Raw genomic sequence first — 25,832 nt, forward strand, 5'->3', positions numbered from 1 at the left:
TTATAAAAGAATCTGAAGTTAAGATATGTTTTTAGCCTCTAAATGATGAAATCGTTATTGCGAGGCAGAACAAGCTTCATGCTCACGCTCGTTTCTAACGAGTGTGAAAATAACCAATCGTTTTAACGATTAAATTATCGTTTAGCACAAAGGTCTAATGCGATTGTTTTTTTTTAGAAAAACAAGGCCTGTGGTGCTTCGGTTATACCAGTCCCGCCCTTTGCTTAATCCCGATAAAATTATAACGATAAAAAAAATCACTTAAATCGGGATAACGCTGTCGGTCGGGTTTATTTTACCATAGATAGCAGTACTGTTGTAGCCCCCTAAGCCCGATCGAAGCGAGATGCCGATTATTTCAATCGGCAGAAGCGGGAGCGGGACTACAAAGAACCAATAGCTTCTGCAATTGCCTTCCAATAAAAGAAAAATTGTTTATCACGATAGAAAATTAACAATTCGCGCTCACGCGCGTTTCTAACGAGTGTGAAAATAACAAATCGTTTTTAACGATTCACTATTACTTTTTTACTAAAATTTTTAGTAAATTTGATTTATGGAAAACCTATTTTTAGTGTGTTTAGTGCCTTCCGTTTCTGTTGTAGAAGACATCGATGAAATTAGAACATACATTTCAGAGAAATTTAATGTGTATGAATCATTAAAACGGCCTGCCCACATCACCTTATACCCTCCGGTAAAACTATCAGCTTACGATGCAGAAAAAAGATTTTTTAAAGCTTTAGCAGATGCCGCTTTCTGTCAGCCATTTATACAGGTACTCCGAAACTTCAATTCATTTCTAGAGCATACCTTTTATCTTGATGTTGAACAAAATGAGGGCTTAATGAGCCTGGAAAAACAGATTACTAAAGCATTACAACCTTTAAAACTGATAGCGAAAAAAGAAAAATTCAATCCGCATTTAACTTTAGCCTTTAGAGATGTAAAACCACCCATTTTCAAACAGATTTCTGCCGAATTTAAAGACCGGAAATTTAAACGCGAGTTCCCAGTTTCATCCTTTTCTGTTTACAAACACATGGATAAAAGATGGCAACCTTTTAAAGAATTTTCATTTAAAGATCCGAATACCAAACCTAAAGCATTAAGCCTTTTCGGTTAATTTAGAATGGCATACCAATACCAAAGTTGTACTGTAGAAAACGATAGGTATCAGGCCCGTGTGTGGCGTTATAGCTATTTTTAAAATCTCTGGCCCCAGATAAAAATTTGCTGATTACCCACTGGTCTGATCCGATAAACTGAGGATCTTTAAGTTTTAGTCCCACATCAAACCTGAAAACAAAATACTGAACATCGTACCTTAAACCAACACCTGTACCAATAGCAATTTGCTTAGCCAATTTACTCAGCTTAAACACAGTCAATTCATCCAATTCAGGGTTTTCAAGTGTAATAGACTCTCCTCTGCGGATATTCCAGATATTTCCGGCATCAACAAACGCGGCTCCTTTCAAAGTAGCCCCGAAAAATTTCCGGGCAAGCGTAAACCGATATTCAAAATTAGTTTCTATCCGTAAAGTACCCAATTGATCTAGCCCAAAAACAGCCTTCCGCACTTCATCGCTGGCAAGTACCTGTCTATTATAATTACCTGGACCGATGGTTCTGGCCTGCCAAGCCCTTAAGCCGTTAGATCCACCGGCGAAAAATTGCTTTTCGAAAGGAATACCCGTTAAAATTGAATTACCATAAGCGTAGGCTAATCCGGTGTTTAAACGGGCAATAAATTGCCTTTCGCCACCCAAATGTTTATACCACCTAATATCTACCTCTGGTCTGGTGTACTGGTTAAAAGGCAAGCCTAATATCTTTGCTGGGTCGTTGTTTGCCGGATCATGCTTTGAACCTGTTAGCTTAGATATGCCTTGCAACATATTGCCTGCAATATCCATCCCTGCCCTTAAATAAACAAAAGTTCTCAGTTGGTTTAACTTATCCGCATTCAAGGTGTAGGTATATTTCATACCCAGTGTTAAATCTTTACGATCGAGCAGAGAAGAATAATAAAGGTTGTTAAAGCGGGTAATTGCATCCACTTTTGATGTATCGAGGTTACCAAAACGGTACTCAAAATTTAATGGGGTAAAAGAGTGCAGCTTAGATTTGGTTTCAAACCAATCGTAAGTAATGGAGTTGATAAAAATCCTTCTTACCGAAACATCTTTTTGTAAGGCATAAATGTAACTGGTTGCAAAAGTAGTGTGCGGCATTCCGTTTCCACCTAAAACAGGGTTATAGAAAGGGATCATCAATCTCGGTACCGAAATACTCGCACTGATTGAAAAATCGCGCTGATAAATATCACTAAAAACCTTGGCACCGTTACCTATACGCGATTGCAAACCACCTTTTACCTGGAGTTCAAATCGTTCTGCACCTCTAAAAATATTGTTGTTAGTATAGGTATTTCCGAGGGTAAACCCAACGGTACCACCATTAAACGGAACCTCGCCCTCCACACGGTTACTCATTACCTTTTGGGGAGTGAGCAAAATGATCGCATTGATTTTATTTGAGGTACTGTCCCTTCTGAAATAATCGATCTTTACGTTTTTGAAAACATTTAGCTCATATAAGCGATCGTAAGTAAGATTTTCATTCCGGATGTCATAAAGGTCACCTTGCTTCAGAAAATCGTAACGAACGATCGGATTACGCCTGTACCGCTTAGAGAAATCGGTATAAATAATCCCGTTCAAAGTATCTTTGCTTAATTTATATCTTGCCGAATCGGGCAAACCATCAGGATTTGGCGCAATTAACAAATGCGTGTAACCAATATTAAACTGCTTATGCGGGCCATTTGCAGGATCTGTTACATTAAGATTTAAATCTATTTTGTTAGTCTTAGAGCTGGGTTCAGCACCATATACATCGAAATTTACATAAGGTCTTAAGAAATAGAAATATCCATTTTCTTTCATAATGCGATAAATCTGCTCCCTTTCGTAAGTTAAAGAGTCTTCATCGTACTGCATTCCCTTGTGTAAATGGGATATTTTAGCCTTATTCGATTCGTAAAGGTTCCTAATATTTGCATTTGGTATCGAATCAGAAAGTTTCTCAATAAAATAAGCAGGACCAGGTTTGGCACTGAATACAATTTCGGCCTTTTTATCCGCAATCTTGATGGCAGAAGTTACTTCGGCCTGGCGGTAGCCCTTACTTTTTAAAAACTTCTGTATCTGTGTTCTGGAAATTTCGACCAATGTACTATCTAAAATAGCAGGTGGTGTACCAAATGGTTTGATATCGCTGGTTTTATACCGACCATCTTTTGTATTGAACAAATTGTACAAAGGCACATTGATACTCAACTTAGATGCCGGCCTGATATCTTTCTGAACATAATTGTAAGCCTGTTCTTCAAATTTAGCATCAACACTATCAATAGTTACCTTTTTCACTATCGATTGATAGTCGGCAATGTATTTAGTTGATGAGCAGGCCTGAATTAAAACAATAATAAATAGTAATATTGCAGTGCTTTTCAGTTTAATATTTATTGAGTTTTGGTATGCTTTCAAAATCACAGATTAGTTTTATAAAGTCGTTACATCAAAAAAAATACCGTAAAGAACATGGTTTATTTATTGTTGAAGGTATAAAATCCATAAAAGAATTTTTTCAATCAAGCTACCAGATCCATACTATATTTTACAACAGCGATCAATACAATTTGTTACCCAAATTGCCTGCAAATATAAACTTATTTGAAGTAAAGAACGCCGAATTAGATAAGATTAGTACACTGCAAACGCCACAAGGCTTTTTAGCACTCATTCATATCCCAAAAAACAGAGAATTAGCGTTAACAGCGCTAAAAAATCAGTTCACTTTGGTTTTAGATGGCGTTCAGGATCCAGGTAATATGGGTACCATTATCAGAACGGCAGATTGGTTTGGCTTTAAAAACATCATCTGCTCTGCTGATTGTGTAGAAGTATTCAATCCAAAGACCGTACAGGCCACAATGGGTTCTTTGGCGCGGATAAATATTTATGAAGCAGATCTGCCAGCCTTGTTAGAGAAAAATACCATCCCTGTATTTGGGGCGTTGTTAGATGGCGAATCGATTTACAAAACGCAATGGGGAGCAGAAGGATTGGTGATTTTGGGCAATGAAGGAAAAGGAATATCGGCAGAAGTGATCAAAAAAATAAATAAACCAGTAACCATTCCGAGAATTGGGGAGGCCGAATCGTTAAACGTGGCAGTAAGTGCGGCAATCTTTTGTGCTGAGTTAGTGCGAGTTCGAAATTAAATTGCGATATTATTTGCGGGCTAACTAATAATTGCTATTTTTGCAGCCTTGAATTTAAGGGTCGAGTGGCCGAGTGGCTAGGCAGAGGTCTGCAAAACCTTCTACAGCGGTTCGAATCCGCTCTCGACCTCCATTTGTACAAATAAAATAATTAAAAGGTTATTACCATGGCAGTTACCAGATTAAAAAGAAAAGACAGAAGAAATAAAAATACAGCTCACCAAGAGGTAGCATTTTTAAAGAGAGCAACCAATATCGAGTTGGGAAGCCGCTCTGCACAACCTAAAAACGATCAATTAGCTAAAAACAATGCTGTTTTAGCTGCTTTGGCAAAATAGTTTTTAGAAATTTCTTCTTAAAGAATTTAAAGCATCCTTCTGATCAAAGGATGCTTTTTTTATGCACGGATATTTTTAATGCACCAGGAGATAAAAGAATAAATAAAATAAATCCCGATAACCTGCCAATCATCATTCATCCACATTCATCTGGAAGGGCGGAAATATTGTCCAGGTTATACCAAAACTTAATGTCCTACCCGAATCAACAAAGCGATAATTGTAATTATCATGCCCAAAAGTATAATTGGCAAAAAAACCAAACGCTTTCGTTTTTGGAAATGGATAAATGGCAAGTATGGTTTCACTTCTAAAAGGATCCACAAAAGGATGCGCACCTTGAATAAGCTCCATCCGCTCCGCAACAGAAGCACGAACATTTTTCAATTGCTTAATATATTCATATCGGAGCTGCCACCGGTATCGCCCGTAGATCCGAATATCGTTTTCGGTAAAACCACCGAAATTACCTATACCCAAAAACCGGTTATGGTACAACAAAAGCCCGCCTGTAACAGAATGCGTTCTTGAAGGTAAATTTTCAGAACTATTTTTATTATTCCGGTAATTAATCAGCAGTTCGGTGAGATTAGTGGAAAAATTTGCACTTCTACGGTTCAGGATTGCCGAAAGATTGGTTTCAGGCGTAATTTTATTATAAAGCGCCTCACTTTCCGGTGATCCATCAACTAGGGTCTCAGAAAAGGCACTTCCAGACTGCCCATTCGAATAATGACCACTTTCTAAGGAAATGGCAATAAAATTATTGTCATTTAACCTGCGCATCATTTGGCCACCAAGCTGTACCCTATACGAGGGCATAATCACAGGCAAAGACTCACTATCATACATTCTAAGCTGCGATCTAAAAGCTACATATGCAGCGAATACGTTTCTTTTCAAAGGTTTTTCCATTAAACCTTTCTCAATATTATTAAAAAAGCTGTAACGTACATTTGGGTTTGCTTCGAAAACAAGTTTTTCGGAAGAAAGCACACTGGTTTTATAACCTAGATTTGCATCTTCACCAATCGGATAATACTCGTGGAAATCATTAAAGCCCTTCTGAGCTTTTACTGAAAATACTACACAAGCGAACAACAGCGTTAAAATATTTTTTTTCATATTTTGGGTATTAAAGCATAATATTTTCAATTTTATCAAACAGAGTCGGGTCTATCTTTCCTGTATATATACGGGAGCCCGATGCTATTTTATTAAAATACCATAAATAGGTAAACCCTTGTTGATTCAACTCAGCAATCAATGATTTCCTGAGATCAATGGAAGTTATTTCCAGAAAAAAAGTTGCATCAATCCGTTCTACTATCGCACCAGACTGAGCGATAAACGTCTTGATGTTATTGAGTTGGGCTTCAGAAGCTCCCGTTACCACAAGAACATTGGCATACAACATAACTAGCTTATTTTAAGATATTTAATTAATAACTGTATTAAATCTATGCTTAAAGCAGGGCCTGCACAATACCTAGTATTAAGTATTTTTGAAAGATATTTAATGGAGGCGCGATTTTAGTTATCATTAATTACAGAAATCAGATGGACGGAATAGTGCTTCTAAAAGAAATCATCTGGATATTTTCCAAGTGCAACCATCTTTTTGTACGATTAAAAAAACTTAATTTTATATTATTGTTCATTTATATTGAAAGTACATGAATCTTAAAAATACTTTAGATCAGCTTAAATCACTTGCAGATGTGAAAGTCCGCGCCATGCATATTAAGAACGGCGCCAGAGAAAATATTTTTGGCGTTAAAATGGGCGACATCAGGGCAATAGCCAAAAAGATCAAAACCGATCATGAACTTGCACTTCAACTCTGGGAAACTGAAAACATCGATGCCCGATTGCTGGCCATCTTAATCCTTAAACCAAAATTGCTATCTGCAGAACAGATTGAGCAAATGGTAGCTTCAGAAACTTTTACCTGGGCAGCTGATTGGTTTTACAATTACATTGTTAAAGAATACCCTGATAAGGAACAATTTAGGGAAAAGTGGATGAATTCAGAAAATATTATGCTGGCCCGTGCAGGCTGGAGTTTAACCAGCGGACGTATAACCAGAGCACCTGAAGGGATAGACATCCCAGCAATTCTCGATCGGATTGAAAAAGAAATGCCAAAAGTAGCACCAGAAATCCAATGGACGATGAATACGGCATTGGCCCAAATTGGCATTAACCATCCTGATTATAGAGAAAGAGCCTTAGCCATCGGCGAAAGACTGGGCATATATCGCAATTACCCCGTTTCTAAAGGCTGTACTTCTCCATTTGCACCAATCTGGATTAATGAAATGGTAAGCCGGCAGAAATAGTTATTTAGCCCGTAACGCAATATGTTTTTAATTAGTAAAGGTCTTCGAGAGGCTATCAATGACAGATTCTAATAGATTGGCCGTCTTTCCCGCGCAGGCGTATCGTATGGACACATCTTTTGTTAATTCTATATTTGTTTTTAGTGCACGTTCATTAGGGCGGTCGTCATGCTGAACTTGTTTTACAAGTATAAATAGTGTTTTCAATTGTCTTGTAGTACTACGTGGTCAGCATCTTTCCTGCAAGATAGACCCTGAAATAAATTACCTTCGGTGAGCTCGCTAAGGCTCGGTTCAGGGTGACGACTCTATTTAAACCAGCTCTTTACAGATACTTTTGATCAACCCTGGTCCCTCATATATAAAACCAGTATACAATTGAACCAAACATGCGCCGGCATCTAATTTCTCTTTTGCATCTTTTGCCGAATGAATACCACCTACCCCAATAATTGGAAATGCTTTGTTCGATTTCTCCGAAAGATAACGGATTACTTCTGTAGCGCGTTCTTTAACAGGTTTACCGCTTAAACCACCGGTTTGCGTAGTCAAGTCTTTTTCTGTAGCCAGATTTTCCCTGCTAATGGTTGTATTGGTGGCAATAATACCAGCAATTTTGGTTTCTGCAACAATCTCAATAATATCGTCCAGTTGCGCGTCAGTTAAATCGGGTGCAATCTTCAATAAAATCGGACGTGAAATATCGTTTCTACGGTTGCGCTGCTGTAAGGTATTGAGGATTTTTTTTAACGGTTCTTTTTCCTGTAGCTCGCGTAAACCCGGGGTATTGGGCGAACTTACATTCACCACAAAATAATCGACCACATCAAAAAGACGATCGAAACATTTAATATAGTCGTTTACTGCATCTTCATTTGGGGTAGCCTTGTTTTTACCGATGTTTCCACCAACCACAATATCAGGATGTTTATCTTTGAGCAAGCGCAAACGCTCAGCCATTACATCTACGCCCTTATTGTTAAAGCCCATCCGGTTAATTAGAGCTTCATCACTAGGTAAACGGAACATACGGGGTTTATCATTTCCGGGCTGTGGCATTGGCGTTACCGTACCCACTTCGATAAATCCGAAGCCTAAATTGCTAAGCGGCTCGACATATTCTCCATTTTTATCAAATCCGGCGGCCAAACCAACAGGATTTCTGAATTTTATGCCAAAAACCTCACGTTCTAAACCTTTAATGTGAACATCAAAGCTGCTACGGATAATGGTTTTACCAAGCGGAAATTTATCATTAAACCATTTTAACCGCTTCACTACAAAATAATGTACGTTTTCAGGGTCAAATTTGAAGAATATTGGTTTAATAAGGCGATACATGGCACGAAGATAAGAACTTAATACTAATTATGAAAAAAGGTTAATTGGTTCATTAGTTCAATAGCCATTCGTTCATTAGTCTAAGTGTCCAAATCCAACCCTGATCCTAATGTTGGTTCATGGTCAATGGTTTTATGGCCATGATCGATAACCTAGCAAGCTTGTTGACCATGAACCATCAACCCTAGGCAATCTGCCGCCCACCAATGACCAATGAACTAATGACTAATGAACCAACTTCTCTAATATGCTGCCGTAAACTGCTCCTGGTGGTGTGCCTTATTTTCCAGCTCATCGGCAATAACGATTGCTAAATCTTCTACTGATAAAATAGAACGGCCTTCTTCATTAAAAACAGGGCTTGTTTTACCCAAGCGGTATTTCCCCGTACGACCGGTGGTGATGCCCTGGTGCATTTCAATAGCCGGACTAAAAAATAACCAATCTAATTCTTTCTCCTGTTTTAGCGTATTAAAATAATCTCTTACTGCTGTTGCACCTGGCTTGTATTCTGTAGGGAAGTTCGGTCCGTCTACAATTTGGTGACCATCAATCTGCAAAGTACCCGCTCCGCCGATAAAAATGTATCGTTTAACGCCCGATATCTTTACTGCAGCCTGAATGGCCTCTGCTCCCTGTACCGTATCATTATATAAATTCGGATTGGTCCAACCTGCGTTAAAAGCACTTACCACTGCGTCGGCACCTTTTAAAACCGCTGTTAATTTTTCAGTATCCAAAACATCAACTGCGATTTTACTTACCTGATCATTGTTATTTTCAATTTTAGCGGTATCGCGTGCAATGGCGATCACTTCATTTCCACGACTTACCAGTTCGTTCAAAATGGCTTTGCCTACAAATCCAGAGGCTCCTATTAATGCTACTTTCATGTTATTTAATTTTTAAAAATTATTAATCTAATTTAAATTGTAACATTTTTTGTTACAGTTATGTTCAAATTTTTTTATTTAAAGCTTGCACTAAAATCTTTTAATGTTTTAGATGAAAGATTTTTAACCAAAGCGGTTTCGGCATCATCATATAAATCGTTTAAGTGTAGGGTAATCTGCCTCCCTACCGGACAATCGGGATTTGGTTCATTTTTGCTTTCGCCTAGCAAACTTTTTTGTTTAACAGCCCGGTATACATCGCCCAGATTAATATCGGCAGGATTTTTCGCCAATGTAGAGCCTCCGCCCTTCCCTTCTTTGCTCTGCACAAAACCATATTTATGTAGGTTGGCCAATTCCTTCCTTACCAAAACAGGATTACAGTTAATGCTTCCCGCAATGTATTCTGAATTCAATAGCTGCCCCTTTACCTGATCGAGCAGCGTAAGAATGTGGAGCGATATGGAGAAATGACTGCTATTCATACTGTAACTATTTTTATTACAGAACAAAGGTATAAATATATTGTATAATACAAAAATGTTAAATCTTTATTCCTAATTCATCTAAAGACTATCTTTGTCGCTGAACGTGCCCTTAAATTAAAATCTTGAAAAAGTTCCTAAAAATATTCGCGATTACGATCGTTTCCTTAATAGCCCTTCTAATTGTTATCCCCTATGTAATTCCGCAGACGATTACCAAAGAAATTACACAGGTTATTAATAAAAACATAAAAGGCGAGGTAAAGTTTGAAAGCACCAACATTTCCTTTTTCAATCATTTTCCCTCTTTAACTTTAAACCTGAATAACTTCTTATTAAAAGGCTCTGCTCCGTTCCAACAGGATACGCTCATTTACACCAAAAAGTTAGCTTTAGGTATAAACCTGCTTTCGTTATTCTCTAAGCAGGTTAAAATTGATCAGTTCTATTTAGACGATGCCCGCATTAATATCCTCAGCGATGAAAAAGGTCATGCAAATTATAATGTTTATGAGAGCAAAAAGGAAAACACTCCAAGTACCAGCGAAGGCAACACAGCTATAAAGATTGAAGGGATTTTCATCAACAACAGCAACCTTACTTACAGCGACCGTTCAATTCCTATGCTCATCAGAACCAAAGGGCTTAATTACACAGGAAAAGGCGACCTCAGCAATGCGATATTTGACTTAAAAAGCAATCTTTCTATCAATGAAATGGATGTTTATTATGCCAATACCCCTTATTTAATCAAGAAAAAAATAAATGCCAATCTGATCACAAAGGTGAATACCAACTCCCTTAATTTGATTTTCGATGAGAACAATTTAATGATCAATTCGCTTCCAATCCGTTTTGTGGGACATTTTTCATTCTTAAAAGATGGTTACGATATCGATTTCAGAACCAGGGCGAAAGAAACAGATTTACAGAACATTTTCACTGCACTACCTTTAGAAATTGCCGATAAACTACAAAAAACAAAAGTTAAAGGTTATGCAGAGATTGATGCTTCTTTAATCGGGAAATACATTGCTGCCACGCACAGCATGCCTACGCTTTCGTTTAATATGAAAGTAAGAGATGGTTCAATTTCTAATCCAAATGCGCCAGAGCCGATCAGTAACCTATTTTTAAACTTAAAAACAAAACTTCCTGGCTTGAATACAGATAGCCTATTGATTAATATGGACAGTCTTTACTTCAATATCGGGAAAGATTACGTGGCCTCGGTTACAAAAATAAAAGGTTTTAAAGAACCCGAAATCTACACAGATACCCGCTCGAATATCGACTTAGAAAAATGGGCAAAAGTTGTTAACCTGGATGCCCTACAACTAAAAGGCAGATTGAATATGAACATTAAGGCAGATGGAAAATACAGCAAAAAAGTTGTCCACTCTGGCATAAGGCAGGTTGATACTGTAATTGCAACCGTACCCAAGTTTTCATTAAAAGTAGCCTTAAACAATGGTTATTTTAAATATTCGGCTTTACCCATTGCAATCAATAAAATCAATTTTGATGTACTCGGCTCAAATACCGATGGAAATTATAAAAGCACAAAATTATCCATCGAGAACATCGATATCCAGGCTTTAAGCAATTATATTAAAGGTTATGCAAAATTGCAGACCACAGAAAATACGCCTTTGACTGTTCAGTTGAAATCGGTAATCAATTTTGCCGACCTGAAGAATATTTACCCTATAAAAGGTTACGAGCTGGATGGTTTATTAAATATTGATCTGCAAAGCAATGGCCCTTTTAATAAAGCGAAAAAGCTTTTCCCTGTTACCACAGCAACCATTAAACTTAACAATGGTAGAATAGTGACAGGAAATTTTAATTATGCCATGGACAACATCCAGGTTGATGCCGATTTAACCAACAACGATGGCACTTTAAAAAACACCAAATTAAACATTAAACCCATTTCCTTTCGAATGGGCGGGCAGCCTTTTACACTGAAAGCCAATGTGCATAATTTCGAAAATATTGCTTATAGTGTTTCATCAAAAGGAACAATAGACATTGGCAAAATATATAAGCTGTTCGGGGTAAAAGGTTATCAGGTTAACGGTTTAATTTTCGCGGATGTTTTATTTAAAGGTTCACAAAGCGATGCAGTGGCAGGCAGATACAATAAATTACAAAATAGTGGCAGTTTAGGCATTAAAGACTTAAATCTCCAATCAGATTTATTCCCCAAAAGCTTTTTAATCAAAGACGGTATATTTTCTTTTCATCAGGATAAAATGAATTTTGATAAATTCAATGCTACCTATGGGCAGTCTGATTTTCAACTGAATGGAAGCTTAAGCAATGTAATTAATTACGTTTTAAATGAAAAAGCCAAGCTTACCGGCGATTTTAAATTGATCAGTAAAAAAATATATGCGGATGAATTTATGGTTTATGCAGACAATACACCTAAAACAGCTTCGACTACAGCAAACGGTGTGATCATTATCCCCGATAATTTGAATGTTAATTTTGCTGCAAATGTTGCTGATGTTATTTATAACGGCCTAAAGATTAAGAATGCAAAAGGAACAATGTCTTTAAATAATGGAACACTTGCCCTAAAACAAGCGGGTTTCAATATTGCGGGGGCACAGGTTGATATGGATGCGAATTACAAGAGCACAAGTACAAAAACAGGCTTATTCGATTTCCACCTTACCGCTAAAGAATTTGATATCGCAAGGGCCTACAAAGAAATTAAGCTGTTTAGAGAAATGGCCAGCTCGGCATCGAAAGTAAAAGGTGTCGTTGGCTTAGATTATCAACTCTCAGGAAAACTGAATGCAGAAATGTTTCCGGTATATCCATCGTTGAAAGGCGGAGGTATACTGAGCTTAAAAAAAGTAAGTTTAATGGGCTTCAAAATGATGAATGCCGTGAGTAAAGAAACAAAAAGAGACAGTTTAACTAATCCTGATTTATCTGATGTTCAGATAAAATCGACCATCAAAAACAATATTATCACCATCGAACAGACCAAAATGAAGGTGGCTGGTTTCAGGCCACGTTTCGAAGGTCAGGTGAGCTTCGATGGCAGGTTAAACTTGAGCGGCCGCTTAGGCCTCCCTCCTTTTGGTTTATTTGGCATCCCCTTGAGCATAACAGGCACGCAGGAAAAACCGATTGTGAAACTGAAAAGAAATAAAGAAGGCAAGCTGGAAGAAACAGGAGAAAATAAATAGCGCTATTAACGAAGGACAAGCCTTAAACGGTTGTTGTATTGCTTTTCCAAAAAGCTAAAGCAAAACCACTGGCTTATCCTATTTGATTTTCGACCCTGAAAAAAGCCTTTAAATTTCGTACTTTTGCAGCCGAAATGATTTCAATAAATAATTTAACCTTCCTGATTGGCTCAAGGGCCTTGTACGATGACGCGAACTGGCACATTAAACCTGGCGACAGAGCTGGCTTAATCGGCGCCAATGGAACAGGAAAATCAACACTTTTAAAAATAATTGTAGGCGAATATGCACCGAGTTCGGGTACTGTTTCCATGTCTAAAGACCTGAAAATTGGCTACCTAAACCAGGATTTACTTTCTTACGATTCGCACCATAGCATTTTGCATGTGGCCATGGAAGCTTTTGAGCGCCAAAACCAATTGCATGATGAGATTGAGGAACTGCTTAAAAAAATCGAAACGGATTATAGCGAAGAGGTTTTATTTAAATTAAGCGATAAACAGCAAGAGTTTGAAGCTTTAGATGGCTATAACATCGAATACAGGGCAAACGAAATTTTAGCTGGTTTAGGTTTTAGTACAGCAGACCAATTGCGCCCGTTAAATACCTTCTCGGGAGGTTGGCGTATGCGTGTAATGCTGGCTAAAATATTACTGCAAACTCCTGATATCCTATTACTGGATGAGCCTACCAACCACATGGATTTACCTTCTATTAAATGGTTGGAAAACTATTTAATGGGCTTTGAAGGTGCCATTGTAATTGTGTCTCACGATAGGTATTTCTTAGATAAGATTGTAAACCGTACGGTCGAATCGCGCAAAGGAAAATTAACCGTATATGCGGGTAACTACAGCTTCTATGTTGAAGAAAAAGCCTTACGTGGCGAAATCCAAAAGGGTGAATTTAAAAACCAACAGGCTAAAATAAAACAGGAAGAGCGTTTAATTGAGCGTTTTAAAGCAAAGGCGAGTAAGGCTAAAATGGCACAATCGCGGATGAAAGCTTTAGATAAGATGGAGCGTATTGATGATGTAGATGATGATAATCCGACCGTAAATTTCGCTTTCAAATTTTCTAAACCATCAGGCAGGCACGTGGTGCGTATAGAACACGCCAATAAGAGCTATCCAAATGTGCACATTTTAGATGATGCTGAGGGTGTAATTGAAAAAGGTGATAAAATTGCCTTGATCGGTGCAAACGGTAAGGGTAAATCTACTTTATTGAGAATGATTGCCGGAACCGAAAAATTTGAAGGTTTCTGCGAAACCGGTCATAATGTTACCACCACTTTCTTTGCGCAGCATCAATTAGAATCACTGCATTTAGAAAATTCGATTTTAGAAGAATTACAGGCATTTGCCCCAAAACATAGCGATACCGAATTACGTAGTATTTTAGGTTGTTTCCTTTTTACCGGCGATGATGTTTTCAAAAAAATCAAAGTGCTTTCGGGAGGGGAAAAATCGCGTGTGGCCCTGGCCAAATCATTAACAACGGATTCGAATTTCCTGATTCTGGATGAGCCTACCAACCACTTGGATATCCAATCGGTTAATATTCTGATTCAAGCATTACACCAGTTTGAAGGTACTTTTATTGCGGTATCTCACGATAGGTACTTCCTGGATAATGTAGCCAACAAAATCTGGTTCATCGAAGGCGAAAAGATTAAACAATACCCTGGTACTTATGCCGAATATGAAGAATGGAATAGCAAAAGGGTAATTCCTGTGGCTAAACCTATTCCGGTTAAAATGCCTGAGAAAAAGGAACAGCCAAAAGTTGTTACGCCAAATACAGCCAACCAATTAAAAAAGCTGAACGACGAACTGCAAAAAACAGAAAAGCTGATTACCGAACTGGAGCAGAATGTTAAAAATATTGAAGCAGAATTGGCTGATGAGCATGTTTACGCCAAAGCCGATAAATTAGCCGAAGCCAACAAACGTTATTTAGCAACTAAACAGGAGTTAGACTCCAACCAAAATAAATGGGAAAGTTTAGCTGCTGAGATTATGGAGCTGGAAGGATAGTTTTAGCCCCCCATTAAAGCATATTAAGGCCACAGAAATTCTGTGGCTTTTTTTGTTGCCACGGAAGCGCAGAAACACGGAAACAACATTTAAGACTATGTCATGCTGAGGCACGAAGCATCTGCAACCTAAGTGTGCTAACGGATGTTATCATCTGGCTTTGTTTATGAATTCATCATTTAGTGTCAGATAGCAATATCTGACACCTCGGATAGAGGCATTGATTTGGTTAAACGCTTCGTTGCGTCATCTCCTGAAGCGCAGCGGAACGGAGAGATCTATTCCGAAGATTTTGCTTCGCAGAATCTTCGGGTTCTCGACTGCGTTACACTCCGCTCGAAATGACGGCACGCTGGAAATCTTCCGTGTCCATCCGTGCTTCCGTGGCAACCATCCAATGTGCAGTCAGATGTTACCATCTGACTGTTAAGTGATCATTAGGAAATCCAAAAAATAGAATTTATATGCAAATTAATCAGATCAGTGTCAGATAGAAATACCTGACACCACGAATAAATTACTCCATTTTGCCACTTCCCAATAAAACTTTACTTTTAGCCATGCAGAAAATATTAATTCCGATTTTATTTTTCATTTCTACCCTGGCCTTTGCGCAAAACGACAAAACGTTTACCAACGGGAATAAAATTTATCTTCCAAATATTAAAACTGTACTTTGCTATAACAGCAATAAAGAGCAGAGCCTACCTGTAATTATGCTCAATTCTTCAGAAACGATAACTTTTTCGTTCGACGATTTACTTGCAGGCACCAAAAACTACTGGTATACCATTGAGCATTGCACCGCAGAATGGGAGACTTCGAAAATTTCGAGCATCGATTATTTGGGAAGTTTTAACGACGACCGCATCATCAACTATCGCTACTCTTCTAACACCACAAGAAAATACACCCATTACGAAATCAGTTTACCCAATACCCAAATACAGCCGAAAATTGGAGGTAATTATGTGTTAAAAGTTTATTTAGATGGCGATAAAAACCAACCTGTTATTTCGCAACGCTTCTACATCCTCGATAGTCAGGTTGCCATAGCGGCAGAAGTAAACAATTCCATGCAGGTTGAAAACAGGAACTACAAACAAAAAATCAATTTCACCATTAACCATGCTTTTCCCATCCCGAACCCCTACCAGGATATAAAAGCAGTAGTGATGCAAAACTTCAATGCCAATACTATCCAGGTTAATACTAAACCATCTTTTGTAAGACCAAACCAATTGGTTTATAACGACCTCAATACGAATGATTTTTGGGGAGATAACGAATTTAGAAAATTTGATACGAGGAGTTTGCGTTACAAGGCTGATAATGTTAAAGATATTTATCGCGATAATCAATCCGTAAACGTGATGCTTTTTCAGGATGCCCCCAGAACTGTTGGTGCATTTGCTAACCAATACGATGAAAACGGAAACTTTTTTATCCGCAATACCGACGGGCGTGACGATAAAACAGAAGCAGAGTACATGAGTGTTTTATTTACATTAAATGCTCCGGCACCCAGCCCGAATGGCGATGCTTATGTTGTTGGCCAGTTTAATAATTATACCGTGAGCAATGAAAATAAACTGTTATATGATGCCAACAGGAAACAGTTTTACGGTAATGTTATACTTAAACAAGGCCTATACGATTATGAGTTTGCCTGGTTTAATAAAGACACCAAGGTAATGGAAACCAAACCTTTCGAAGGTGCATTCTTTCAGACCGAAAACAGCTATCAGATCTTTGTTTATTATCGCCGCCCCGGTGCGCGCTGGGATACATTGATTGGTTATACCAATTTGAGCAATAAAGTTACCGATAGAAGGTAAGTCAGCTTGCAATAATGATGTGTCAAAATGTAAAACAAACGGTATAAGGTATATAAGCTTAAATGACCTTATATTCCTTATGTGGCAAAAAACCTTTTACCTACTCTTAGACAATTAATTATAACTAAGATTGACTTAAAAGATCTTCGCCAATTAGATCCTGAAACAAGTACCATTGACAGAATCTATAGAAAGGTCGTCATTGCGAGGAACGAAGCAATCTTAAAGCGCACGCTAGTAGCGATCGTTGTAAGATTGCTTCGTCGGCTGAAAAAGCCTTCTCGCAATGACGATTCCTCGTAGCCTATTACTCCAAAAAAGATCCTCTGTCATCTTTATTGATTTTTACAAAATAAATTATCCCTCAGGATGACGATAGCTTTAATTGTCAGTTTGACTTTTAATGTTACATTTCTTACCTTTATTGTTACATAAGTTTTCTTTGTTTTAAATGTGGTTATTTACTTTAGTGTTTCAGAAAGCAACCAGATAAACACCTAGAGAATAAGTGTGTCTAACCAAAAATTATGTTTAAAAAGTTAATTGCCGTAGCATTAATTACCTATCCTTGTGCACAGATTTCAGCACAAACTTCTAGTGACTCGTACACACAATCCATTAATGGAACAAAATTAAAATTCGACATGCAGGCTATACCAGCAGGCAAATTTAAGATGGGAAGTAAAACAGGGAAACCTGATGAACAACCTGTTCACGAGGTTAAACTCGATGCTTTCTGGATTGGAAAACATGAAGTAACCTGGGATATTTTCGAACCTTTTCTTTATCGCGATTACGAAAAACAAGCCAGCATAAGTGCTATTCCAGCCGAGGTAGATGCGGTAACCAGACCTACAAAACCCTATCTTGATATGACTTTTGGCATGGGTAAAGAGCATCAGCCAGCGGTAGCAATGACACAATATAATGCCATCCAGTTTTGCAAATGGCTTTATGTGCGTACAGGTATTTTCTACCGTTTACCAACAGAAGCCGAATGGGAATATGCCTGTAAAGCAGGTACAGAAACCAATTATTCTTTTGGTAATGATGCAACCAAATTAGGAGATTATGCCTGGTATAAAGACAATAGCGACAATAAAACTCATCAGGTAGGGCAAAAAAAACCAAATGCGTGGGGATTATTTGACATGTACGGAAACGTTAGCGAATGGACTTACGACCAATATATCGCTGATTTCTATAGTCAAAGCAAGGATAAAACTGCAGAAAACCCTGTGGCAGTACCCGAAAAACTCTACCCAAATGTAGTTCGCGGTGGCTCTTATGATGAAACACCGAACAACCTGACATCAACAGTTAGGTTAGCGTCTGATCCATCATGGAAACAATTAGATCCACAGATTCCGAAAAGCAATTGGTGGTTCCCCGAAGCGCCATTTGTAGGCATGCGTTTAGTACGACCAGCTAAAACGCCATCAAAAGCCGAAATTGATGCTTATTACAATAAGCAACCTATAAAAGACTTTTAACCGACACTATCTAACCAAAATAAAAACTAAACACATGAAAAAACCAATCAACCAACAAGATCGTCGCGATTTTTTAAAAGCGACAGCAATGCTCGCAGGCGGCGCAATGTTAAGCAGTATCCCATTGGCCGGAGCTTACGCTTCAGGATCAGACACGATTAAAATTGCCTTAATTGGCTGTGGCGACCGTGGAACAGGAGCAGCTTTCCAGGCTTTGAGTACTAAATTCAATATTAAATTGGTGGCTATGGCCGATGCTTTTCAGGATCGCCTGGACAGCAGTTACCAATCGTTAAGTTCGAAATTTGGAGCAAAGATGGATGTTCCAAAAGAACGCCAGTTTGTAGGTTTCGATGCTTATTTAAAAGCCATCCCATTGGCAGATGTAGTGCTATTAACAACTCCTCCAGGCTTCCGCCCCATCCATTTCGAAGAAGCGATTAAACAGAACAAACAAGTTTTCATGGAAAAACCTGTTGCTGTAGATGCACCGGGCATTAGAAAGGTATTGGCCGCAGCTGAAGAAGCTAAAAAGAAAAAATTAAATGTTGTAGTAGGTTTACAGCGCCGTTACCAGACCAACTATCGTGAGTCGATGAAACGCATTAACGATGGTGCCATTGGCGATATCATGTCTGGCCAGGTATACTGGAACAGTGGTGGCGTTTGGGTACGTCCGCGTAAAGCAAACCAAACCGAAATGGAATACCAAATGAGAAACTGGTATTATTTCAACTGGTTATGCGGCGATCATATCGTTGAGCAACATGTACACAATATCGATATTGCCAACTGGATAAAAAACGGACATCCAGTTTCGGTACAGGGAACAGGTAGCCGTGCCTGGAGAACAGGAAAAGATTACGGAGAGATTTACGATAACCACTCCATCGAATTAACGTATGCAGATGGTGCGGTAATTAATAGCCAGTGCCGACATTTCGAGGGTATCAGTAACCGTGTGGATGAATCTTTTCAAGGTACCAAAGGCAAGATTTATCTTTCAGGCAGCAATCAGGCCATTATGAAAGATTACAGTGGCAAAGAACTATATAACCACAATACCAAAGGAAACGCAAATCCTTACCAAACAGAACACGACGAACTGTTCGACGCCGTTTCTAAGGGAGAATATAAATTCAGTAATGTAGACTATGCTGCAACCAGCACATTCTCTGCAATTATCGGTCGTTATGCTACTTACTCTGGTCAAACGATTAAGTGGGATGAGGCTTTAGCTTCGAACATCAGTTTAATGCCAGAGCGTTTTGCATGGGATGCGAACCCAAGGTTAATGCCTGATGAAAAAGGATTATACCCTATCGCCATGCCTGGACAAGCAAAGGTGATTTAAAACTAAACTGATGCGTTATAGATTTTTGTTTTTCCTTTTACCACTGATTTTTGCTTTCTCCTTGAAAAAAGAAGTGAGGCAATACAAAATCAATGGTTATGCGCAGGGAACTGATTACGCTATAATGTACTATGCCACTGATAGTTTAGCCACTAAGGCAGGTATAGATAGTTTATTAAACGAAATTGATTTATCGATGTCGCTTTACAAAAAGGGATCATTGATAAATCAATTTAATGCGGCTAAAAAAGAAATCAAAACCGACCGTTTTATAAACGATGTGCTCAAAAGAAGTTTCGAGATCAATCAGGATACAAAAGGTGTTTTCGATATTACGGTTGCCCCATTGGTACAAGCCTGGGGTTTTGGGCCAAAAGAGGCTAAAAACGAGCCCGATCCAGCAGTCATTAAATCGATACTCGCCTGCGTAGGCATGAAAAACCTAAAATTAAAGAATGGTTTATTAAGCAAACTAAAGCCCTGTGTGCAGATCGATCTAAACGGAATTGCCCAGGGTTACAGCGTTGATTTAATTGCCGCCTATCTCGAAAAAAAAGGAATTAAGCAGTACGTGGCCGAACTGGGGGGCGAAATTCGGATTTTAGGACCTAAACCCAATGGCGAAACCATGAAAATCGGTATTGAAGGTCCGGATAAGGATGGAACGCCGGTAATCAGGCATATCGCTGCAATACATTCAGGAGCAATCACCACCTCTGGTAACTACCGAAAATTTCACCAGAGCGGAAAGAAAAAGATTTCACACCTGATCGACCCCAAAACAGGTTATCCGCTAGATAATGAAATGATCAGCGTAACAGTGTACGCCAATGATGCCATTACAGCAGATGGCTACGACAATGCCTTAATGGCAATGCACCTTAAAGATGCCATTGCCTTTGTAGAAAGCAGAAAAAACCTCGAAGCTTATTTTGTGTACCATCAAAAAGATGGCAAAGTGGCTGATACCTTAACTACAGGGTTTAAAAAATTAATTACACATTAATACCTATCCGTTTTAAAAAAACCGATGAAAAGAAGTGAATTTATAAGAAATAGCTTATTTACTGCCGGTGCAATTGCTACTGGAGCAGGAATTAACAATACTTTTGCAGCTGAAAAGCCAAATACTGCATTCAGTGACAAAACTTTCAATATGGATTATGCCCCACACCTGGGCATGTTCGAAAACCATGCGGGCAAGAGTTTTTTAGATCAGATCCAATTTATGTACGATAAAGGTTTCCGTTCTATCGAAGACAATGGCTACCTAAACCGTCCAGTAGAAGAACAGGAAAAAATTGGAAACCTGCTGGCGAAACTGGGTATGCGCATGGGCGTTTTTGTGGTAGATGGTGGCGATAACTGGAAAACCTCTTTAACCACTGGCAAAAAGGAATTTAAAGACAAGTTTGTAGAAACCTGCAAAAAATCGGTTGAAGCCGCAAAACGTTGTAATGCAAAATGGCTTACCGTTGTACCTGGGTTTTATGAACGCAACCTGCCTTATGGCAATCAATTTGCCAATGTAATTGATGCCATGCGTGCCGGAGCAGAAATTTTCGAACCCCACGGTTTGATTATGGTTTTGGAAACCTTGAGCGATACCCCGGAGCTTTTCCTGCAAAAAACAAATGAAACCTATGCGGTTTGTAAAGCTGTTAAAAGTCCTTCGTGTAAAATTCTTTACGATATTTACCATATGCAACGTACAGAAGGCGATTTAATTAAAACCATCGACCGCTGTTGGGACGAAATTGCCTATATCCAGATTGGTGATAATCCGGGCCGAAAAGAACCTACAACCGGCGAAATCAATTATAAAAATCTATTTAAACACCTGCATAAAAAAGGTTATAAAGGTGTGATGGGCATGGAGCATGGCAATTCGAAAGGCGGAAAAGAGGGTGAACTGGCTGTTATTTCTGCTTACAGGGCTGAGGATAACTTTTTGTAGAAGTAATATTAGATGGATCGTCATCCCCAACTTGATTGGGAATCTTAAAGCATTAAACCGGGTTTGTAAGCGGCATTAAGATTCCCGTCTGCACAGGAATGACGCGTAAGGTTAAATCCACGCGTCATTCCCAACTCGATTGGGAATTTTAAAGCGTTAGACCGTTTTTTTAAGTTGCATTAAGATGCTCTTCTGCACGGGAATAGTGCGTAAGGTTAAATCCACGCGTCATTCCCAACTCGATTGGGAATCTTAATGCGTTAGACCGTTTTTTTAAGTTGCATTAAGATGCTCTTCTGCACGGGAATGACGCATGGATTAGATGCGAGCGTCATTCCCAACTTGATTGGGAATCTTAAAGCATTAAACCGGGTTTGTAAGCTGCATTAAGATTCCCGTCTGCACGGGAATAGTGCGTAAGGTTAAATCCACGCGTCATTCCCAACTCGATTGGGAATCGTAATGCATTACGCCAGGTTTTAGGACTCTCATCTTTAATACATAAAAAATGTGTTAACGTTTAAAGTCACAAATCCTCATTAAATAAATCTAGCCATTGAGGATTGTGATCGCTAATCAACTTAATTTTCCAATCCCTATTCCATTTCTTTAATTTCTTCTCTTCAGCAATTGCCTCCTCAATGCCAGGATAGAACATAAAATATACCAGCTTTATACAATTGTATTTAGCTGTAAAGGAAGTTGGATATCTTTTGCATTTATGATCAATTACTCTTGAGTGTAAGTCAGAGGTAACACCGATGTAATAAACGGTGTTAAAGGCATTTGTCATAATGTAAACACAACCACCGCGTTCCATATCTTAAAAATACATTATTTCTCGTAAGATTTATACTCTAAATAAGAAAGGAAGTTGCATTAAGATTCCCGTCTGCACGGGAATGACGCGTGGTTTGGATGCGAGCGTCATTCCCAACTCGATTGGGAATCGTAATGCACTGAATGGGTTAGTAAGCTGTATTAGGATTCCCCTCTGCACGGGAATGACGCGTGGATTAGATGCGAGCGTCATTCCCAACTCGATTGGGGATCTTAAAGCATTAAACCGGGTTTGTAAGTTGCTTTAAGATTCCCGTCTGCACGGGAATGACGCATGGATTAGATGCGAGCGTCATTCCCAACTCGATTGGGAATCTTAAAGCATTAAACCGGGTTCGTAAGCTGCATTAAGATTCCCGTCTGCACGGGAATGACGCATGGATTAGATACGAGCGTCATTCCCAACTCGATTGGGAATCGTAATGCACTGAATGGGTTAGTAAGCTGTATTAGGATTCCCGTCTGCAAGGGAATGACGCGTGGGTTAGATATTGAACCAAGGCATGGAATTGACAATCCTACCCCCCTTTCAATACCCACACCGATACACTTCCCGCATTGCAGTGAAACTCCGCCCAGCCATTTTCATCAATGGTTACTTCTTGTTGTCTGTAACCTAAAGCATCAACAAAGGTTTTTCCGGCAAAGTGCTTACCGATTTCCATTTCTTTATACCCTTCTTCTCCCGTGCTTAACAATACTGCCAAGCCACTATTTTCATGTTCCTCATCACCAGCACGGGTCCATCCTACGCAAATGCCGTGGTCAAAATAATCGCGTTGCTCACCGTAAGCTAAGGTTGTACGGATTTTACTCATGGTTTCTACTGCAGGAATTGCGACCAGCTCCACATGCACCTCATCGCCTTCTTTGTCTTTATCATCATAAATCCCTCCATACAAATCAGGGAAGAACAAACACGGAATACCCTGTACACGCAACAGGATGATGGCATACGCCAAAGGTCTGAACCAAAAATCGATATAAGATTCTAGTGCCTGCAAAGGTTGCGAATCATGATTATCAACAAATGTTACGGCCAGATCAGGCTTTACCTGAACCAGGGTTCCATCAAAAATCGTCCGCATATCAAATTCCTCGTCCTTACTCGCCAGGAAAAAATTATGGTGCAAAAGCGAATCAAATATTTGCGTCCGGCCACCTGTAATCTCAATATATTTTAATTGTCCTTCCCTATCTACCACATTCCAATCTTCGGCCACAATAAAAAATTCGCGGTTAAATTTTTGGTTCAGGTGATCGATCCACTCTACAATAAAATCCGGATTGATGTGTTTAACCGCATCTAACCTAAAACCATCTACTTTGGTGGTTTCCACTATCCATTCGCCCCAGTACTTTAACTCTTCAACTACAGCCCTGTTGCGGTAATCGATATCGTTAAACATCAGATAATCATAATTGCCCAATTCGGTAGAAGGGACCTCTTCAAAACCTTCTCCTAAATAATTCTGGATCGAATAAATAGCCGTTTTTTGGAGGTCTTCGGCCCAGTCTACCCCACTAAAACACTCATGATTCCATATAAATTCAGAATATTTTCCCTGTCTCCCAGGAAAAGTAAACTTCGTCCAGGCTTCTATTTCGAAAACATCGCTGGTAAATTCGTTTCTATCTTCCGGATTTACAGTTCTAACGGCTATTTTTTCGAGTTCGTCGCCCCCGGCTTTGTGGTTAAAAACCGCATCGGCCAAGGCGCCAATTCCATTATCGTGCAGGGCTTCAATAGCTTTGATATATTCATCTTTGGAGCCATGTTTGGTATTCACACTTCCTTTCTGATCGAACTCGCCCAAATCGAACAGATCGTAAACCGCATACCCAACATCGTAAGCCGCATTGTTTGATTTATAGGCTGGCGGCAACCAAACAGCGGTTATGCCAATTTCTTTTAAATGACTCGCTTCGGCAGCTACTTTAGTCCACAAATTTTGTTCTTCATTATAATACCAATGGAAAAATTGGATCAGGGTCTGGTTTTGCATTAAATTCGATTTTTGTAAGGATAACATGATTTTTTACGAATTGTTTTTTGGTTTTACAGGAACACCCCTACACAAGCTTTTCCCGCTGATTTCGCTGATGCCCGCAGAAAAACAACTTAAATCTGCGAAAATCCATTTGATCTGCAGGAACCACCTTGCCTATGTCTTCCCGCTGATTTCGCAGATCACCGCAGAAAAACAAAATAATAAATCTGCGAAAATCTCTTGAATCTGCGGGAACAATTTTATGCGTGCTTTTCCTGCTAATTACGCATATCATCGTAGAAACAACTTCCAAATCCGCCAGAATCTAAGGAACCGCTTTAAAAAAATAACGCCTATGCAAAAATTAATTAGCCACCGAAACACAGAAATCACAGAGGAGATTAAAGTTTTTCCGTGTTTTTCGTGCTTCCGTGGCAAACATAATGCTCAGGTATGCGCAAAAAAGAGGATCTTTCCCGCTGATTACGCAGATGTCCGCAGAAAAAACATCCTTTCAATCCACTAGAATTTAAGGAATCGCTTTTAAAACATAACGCCTATTCAAAAATTAATTAGCCACCGAAACACAGAAATCACAGAGGAGATTAAAGTTTTTCCGTGTTTTTCGTGCTTCCGTGGCAAACATAATGCTCAGGTATGCGCAAAAAAGAGGATCTTTCCCGCTGATTTCGCAGAAAAACAAAATAATAAATCTGCGAAAATCTCTGAATCTGCGGGCACAACCTTGCCTATGTCTTTCCCGCTAATTACGCAGATCACCACAGAAACAACTTCCAAATCCGCCAGAATCTATTTGCAATACCATTTTACCCACATTTTACTTACTTTTGCGATCAAATGAGTCTAAAAAAGAAATTTGCCAGAGAAAGTTTTACCATCATGAACGAATTGGTATTACCAAACGATACCAATACCTTAAACAACTTAATGGGCGGGCGCTTACTCCATTGGATGGATATTGCAGCGGCAATTTCGGCTCAAAAACACTGCAACCGTATTGTGGTAACCGCTTCGGTTGATAACGTTTCTTTTAAACAACCCATTAAATTAGGCGATGTGATTACCATTGAGGCCAAAGTGACCAGGGCTTTTAATACTTCAGTAGAAGTTCGTTTGGATGTTTGGGCAGAGAATATTCCAAGTGGTGCCCGCCAAAAAAGTAACGAGGCTTATTATACCTTTGTTGCCGTAGATCAGAGTGCCCGCACCATCCCTGTGCCAGAACTAATACCAGAAACACCCGAAGAAATTGACTTATTTGACGGAGCCTTGCGCCGCAGGCAATTGCGTTTGGTTTTGGGTGGAAAAATGAACCCTGATGACGCCAGCGAACTAAAGGCACTTTTCTTTAAAGCATAATTTTTACATTAAATTTCTTTTTGCTTAGCATGATTGTTTTA

General features: G+C 39.0%; 20 protein-coding genes and 1 tRNA gene. 13 read left to right on the forward strand and 8 right to left on the reverse strand.

All coding sequences use genetic code 11. The annotated features are described in order from the left end of the window. The first annotated feature begins 556 nt into the window (after positions 1-556). Complete coding sequence (locus AW17_RS05215; protein ID WP_029275067.1) at positions 557-1,126, forward strand: 2'-5' RNA ligase family protein; 570 nt, start codon at positions 557-559, stop codon at positions 1,124-1,126. Position 1,127: 1 nt separating this feature from the next. Here AW17_RS05215 and tamL read toward each other — a convergent pair whose 3' ends face one another. Continuing rightward, the gene (gene tamL / locus AW17_RS05220) at positions 1,128-3,554 is read right to left on the reverse strand and encodes a translocation and assembly module lipoprotein TamL (protein ID WP_029275068.1); all 2,427 of its coding nucleotides are present in this window, start codon (positions 3,552-3,554) and stop codon (positions 1,128-1,130) included. On the opposite strand from tamL, the gene AW17_RS05225 reads away from it, so the two are divergent. The 3 genes from AW17_RS05225 (at position 3,545) to AW17_RS05235 (ending at position 4,629) form a co-directional block, all read left to right on the forward strand. Next, positions 3,545-4,291, forward strand: a complete 747-nt coding sequence (locus tag AW17_RS05225) for a TrmH family RNA methyltransferase (protein WP_029275069.1) — start codon at positions 3,545-3,547, stop codon at positions 4,289-4,291. The two genes, tamL and AW17_RS05225, sit on opposite strands and share 10 nt — an antisense overlap. 59 nt (positions 4,292-4,350) lie before the next feature. Next, a tRNA-Cys gene (locus tag AW17_RS05230) sits at positions 4,351-4,424 on the forward strand. 34 nt (positions 4,425-4,458) lie between these two features. Further along, positions 4,459-4,629 (forward strand): hypothetical protein, encoded by a 171-nt coding sequence (locus AW17_RS05235; protein ID WP_029275070.1) that lies wholly within the window; start codon positions 4,459-4,461, stop codon positions 4,627-4,629. 132 nt (positions 4,630-4,761) lie between these two features. Here the strand turns inward: AW17_RS05235 and AW17_RS05240 are convergent, their stop codons facing one another. Further along, the gene (locus tag AW17_RS05240) at positions 4,762-5,754 is read right to left on the reverse strand and encodes a hypothetical protein (protein WP_029275071.1); all 993 of its coding nucleotides are present in this window, start codon (positions 5,752-5,754) and stop codon (positions 4,762-4,764) included. Positions 5,755-5,764: 10 nt separating this feature from the next. Continuing rightward, positions 5,765-6,046 carry a hypothetical protein gene (locus AW17_RS05245; protein ID WP_029275072.1) on the reverse strand — a complete coding sequence of 94 codons (282 nt, stop codon included), beginning with the start codon at positions 6,044-6,046 and terminating at the stop codon, positions 5,765-5,767. A 259-nt stretch (positions 6,047-6,305) separates the two neighbouring features. Here AW17_RS05245 and AW17_RS05250 point away from each other — a divergent pair, with 259 nt between their 5' ends. Further along, entirely contained in the window at positions 6,306-6,971 is a 666-nt protein-coding gene (locus AW17_RS05250; RefSeq protein ID WP_029275073.1) for a DNA alkylation repair protein, read from the forward strand. A gap of 312 nt (positions 6,972-7,283) precedes the next feature. On the opposite strand, the gene AW17_RS05255 is transcribed toward AW17_RS05250, so the two are convergent. From AW17_RS05255 to AW17_RS05265, 3 genes are all read right to left on the reverse strand, one after another. Next, complete coding sequence (locus AW17_RS05255; protein ID WP_029275074.1) at positions 7,284-8,312, reverse strand: quinone-dependent dihydroorotate dehydrogenase; 1,029 nt, start codon at positions 8,310-8,312, stop codon at positions 7,284-7,286. A 242-nt stretch (positions 8,313-8,554) separates the two neighbouring features. Then, positions 8,555-9,205, reverse strand: coding sequence for an NAD(P)-dependent oxidoreductase (locus tag AW17_RS05260; RefSeq protein WP_029275075.1), 651 nt, complete (start codon positions 9,203-9,205; stop codon positions 8,555-8,557). A gap of 74 nt (positions 9,206-9,279) precedes the next feature. Further along, positions 9,280-9,690, reverse strand: a complete 411-nt coding sequence (locus tag AW17_RS05265; protein ID WP_029275076.1) for an Rrf2 family transcriptional regulator — start codon at positions 9,688-9,690, stop codon at positions 9,280-9,282. 125 nt (positions 9,691-9,815) lie between these two features. Here AW17_RS05265 and AW17_RS05270 point away from each other — a divergent pair, with 125 nt between their 5' ends. The 7 genes from AW17_RS05270 (at position 9,816) to AW17_RS05300 (ending at position 21,580) form a co-directional block, all read left to right on the forward strand. Continuing rightward, on the forward strand, positions 9,816-12,899 hold the full coding sequence (locus tag AW17_RS05270) for an AsmA family protein (protein WP_051691647.1): 3,084 nt from the start codon (positions 9,816-9,818) through the stop codon (positions 12,897-12,899). A gap of 134 nt (positions 12,900-13,033) precedes the next feature. Beyond that, positions 13,034-14,938, forward strand: coding sequence for an ABC-F family ATP-binding cassette domain-containing protein (locus AW17_RS05275; RefSeq protein ID WP_029275077.1), 1,905 nt, complete (start codon positions 13,034-13,036; stop codon positions 14,936-14,938). A gap of 560 nt (positions 14,939-15,498) precedes the next feature. After that, entirely contained in the window at positions 15,499-16,776 is a 1,278-nt protein-coding gene (locus AW17_RS05280) for a type IX secretion system plug protein (protein WP_029275078.1), read from the forward strand. A gap of 527 nt (positions 16,777-17,303) precedes the next feature. Next, positions 17,304-18,269, forward strand: a complete 966-nt coding sequence (locus tag AW17_RS05285; protein ID WP_029275079.1) for a formylglycine-generating enzyme family protein — start codon at positions 17,304-17,306, stop codon at positions 18,267-18,269. A gap of 34 nt (positions 18,270-18,303) precedes the next feature. Further along, positions 18,304-19,623: a Gfo/Idh/MocA family oxidoreductase gene (locus AW17_RS05290; RefSeq protein ID WP_029275080.1), complete on the forward strand. Its 1,320-nt coding sequence runs from the start codon at positions 18,304-18,306 to the stop codon at positions 19,621-19,623. A gap of 10 nt (positions 19,624-19,633) precedes the next feature. After that, the gene (locus tag AW17_RS05295) at positions 19,634-20,629 is read left to right on the forward strand and encodes an FAD:protein FMN transferase (RefSeq protein WP_029275081.1); all 996 of its coding nucleotides are present in this window, start codon (positions 19,634-19,636) and stop codon (positions 20,627-20,629) included. Positions 20,630-20,653: 24 nt separating this feature from the next. Then, positions 20,654-21,580 carry a hydroxypyruvate isomerase family protein gene (locus AW17_RS05300; protein ID WP_029275082.1) on the forward strand — a complete coding sequence of 309 codons (927 nt, stop codon included), beginning with the start codon at positions 20,654-20,656 and terminating at the stop codon, positions 21,578-21,580. A 526-nt stretch (positions 21,581-22,106) separates the two neighbouring features. Here the strand turns inward: AW17_RS05300 and AW17_RS05305 are convergent. Both AW17_RS05305 and AW17_RS05310 read right to left on the reverse strand, forming a co-directional pair. Continuing rightward, the gene (locus AW17_RS05305; RefSeq protein WP_029275083.1) at positions 22,107-22,400 is read right to left on the reverse strand and encodes a GIY-YIG nuclease family protein; all 294 of its coding nucleotides are present in this window, start codon (positions 22,398-22,400) and stop codon (positions 22,107-22,109) included. A gap of 538 nt (positions 22,401-22,938) precedes the next feature. Beyond that, on the reverse strand, positions 22,939-24,426 hold the full coding sequence (locus AW17_RS05310) for an alpha-amylase (RefSeq protein WP_029275084.1): 1,488 nt from the start codon (positions 24,424-24,426) through the stop codon (positions 22,939-22,941). 843 nt (positions 24,427-25,269) lie between these two features. Between AW17_RS05310 and AW17_RS05320 the strand changes: the two genes are divergently transcribed. Then, a complete protein-coding gene (locus AW17_RS05320; RefSeq protein ID WP_029275086.1) occupies positions 25,270-25,791 on the forward strand; it encodes an acyl-CoA thioesterase in 522 nt (173 codons plus the stop codon). Positions 25,792-25,832 lie beyond the last annotated feature (41 nt).

The organism is Pedobacter borealis DSM 19626, from assembly GCF_000708285.2.
Taxonomy (GTDB): Bacteria; Bacteroidota; Bacteroidia; order Sphingobacteriales; family Sphingobacteriaceae; genus Pedobacter; species Pedobacter borealis.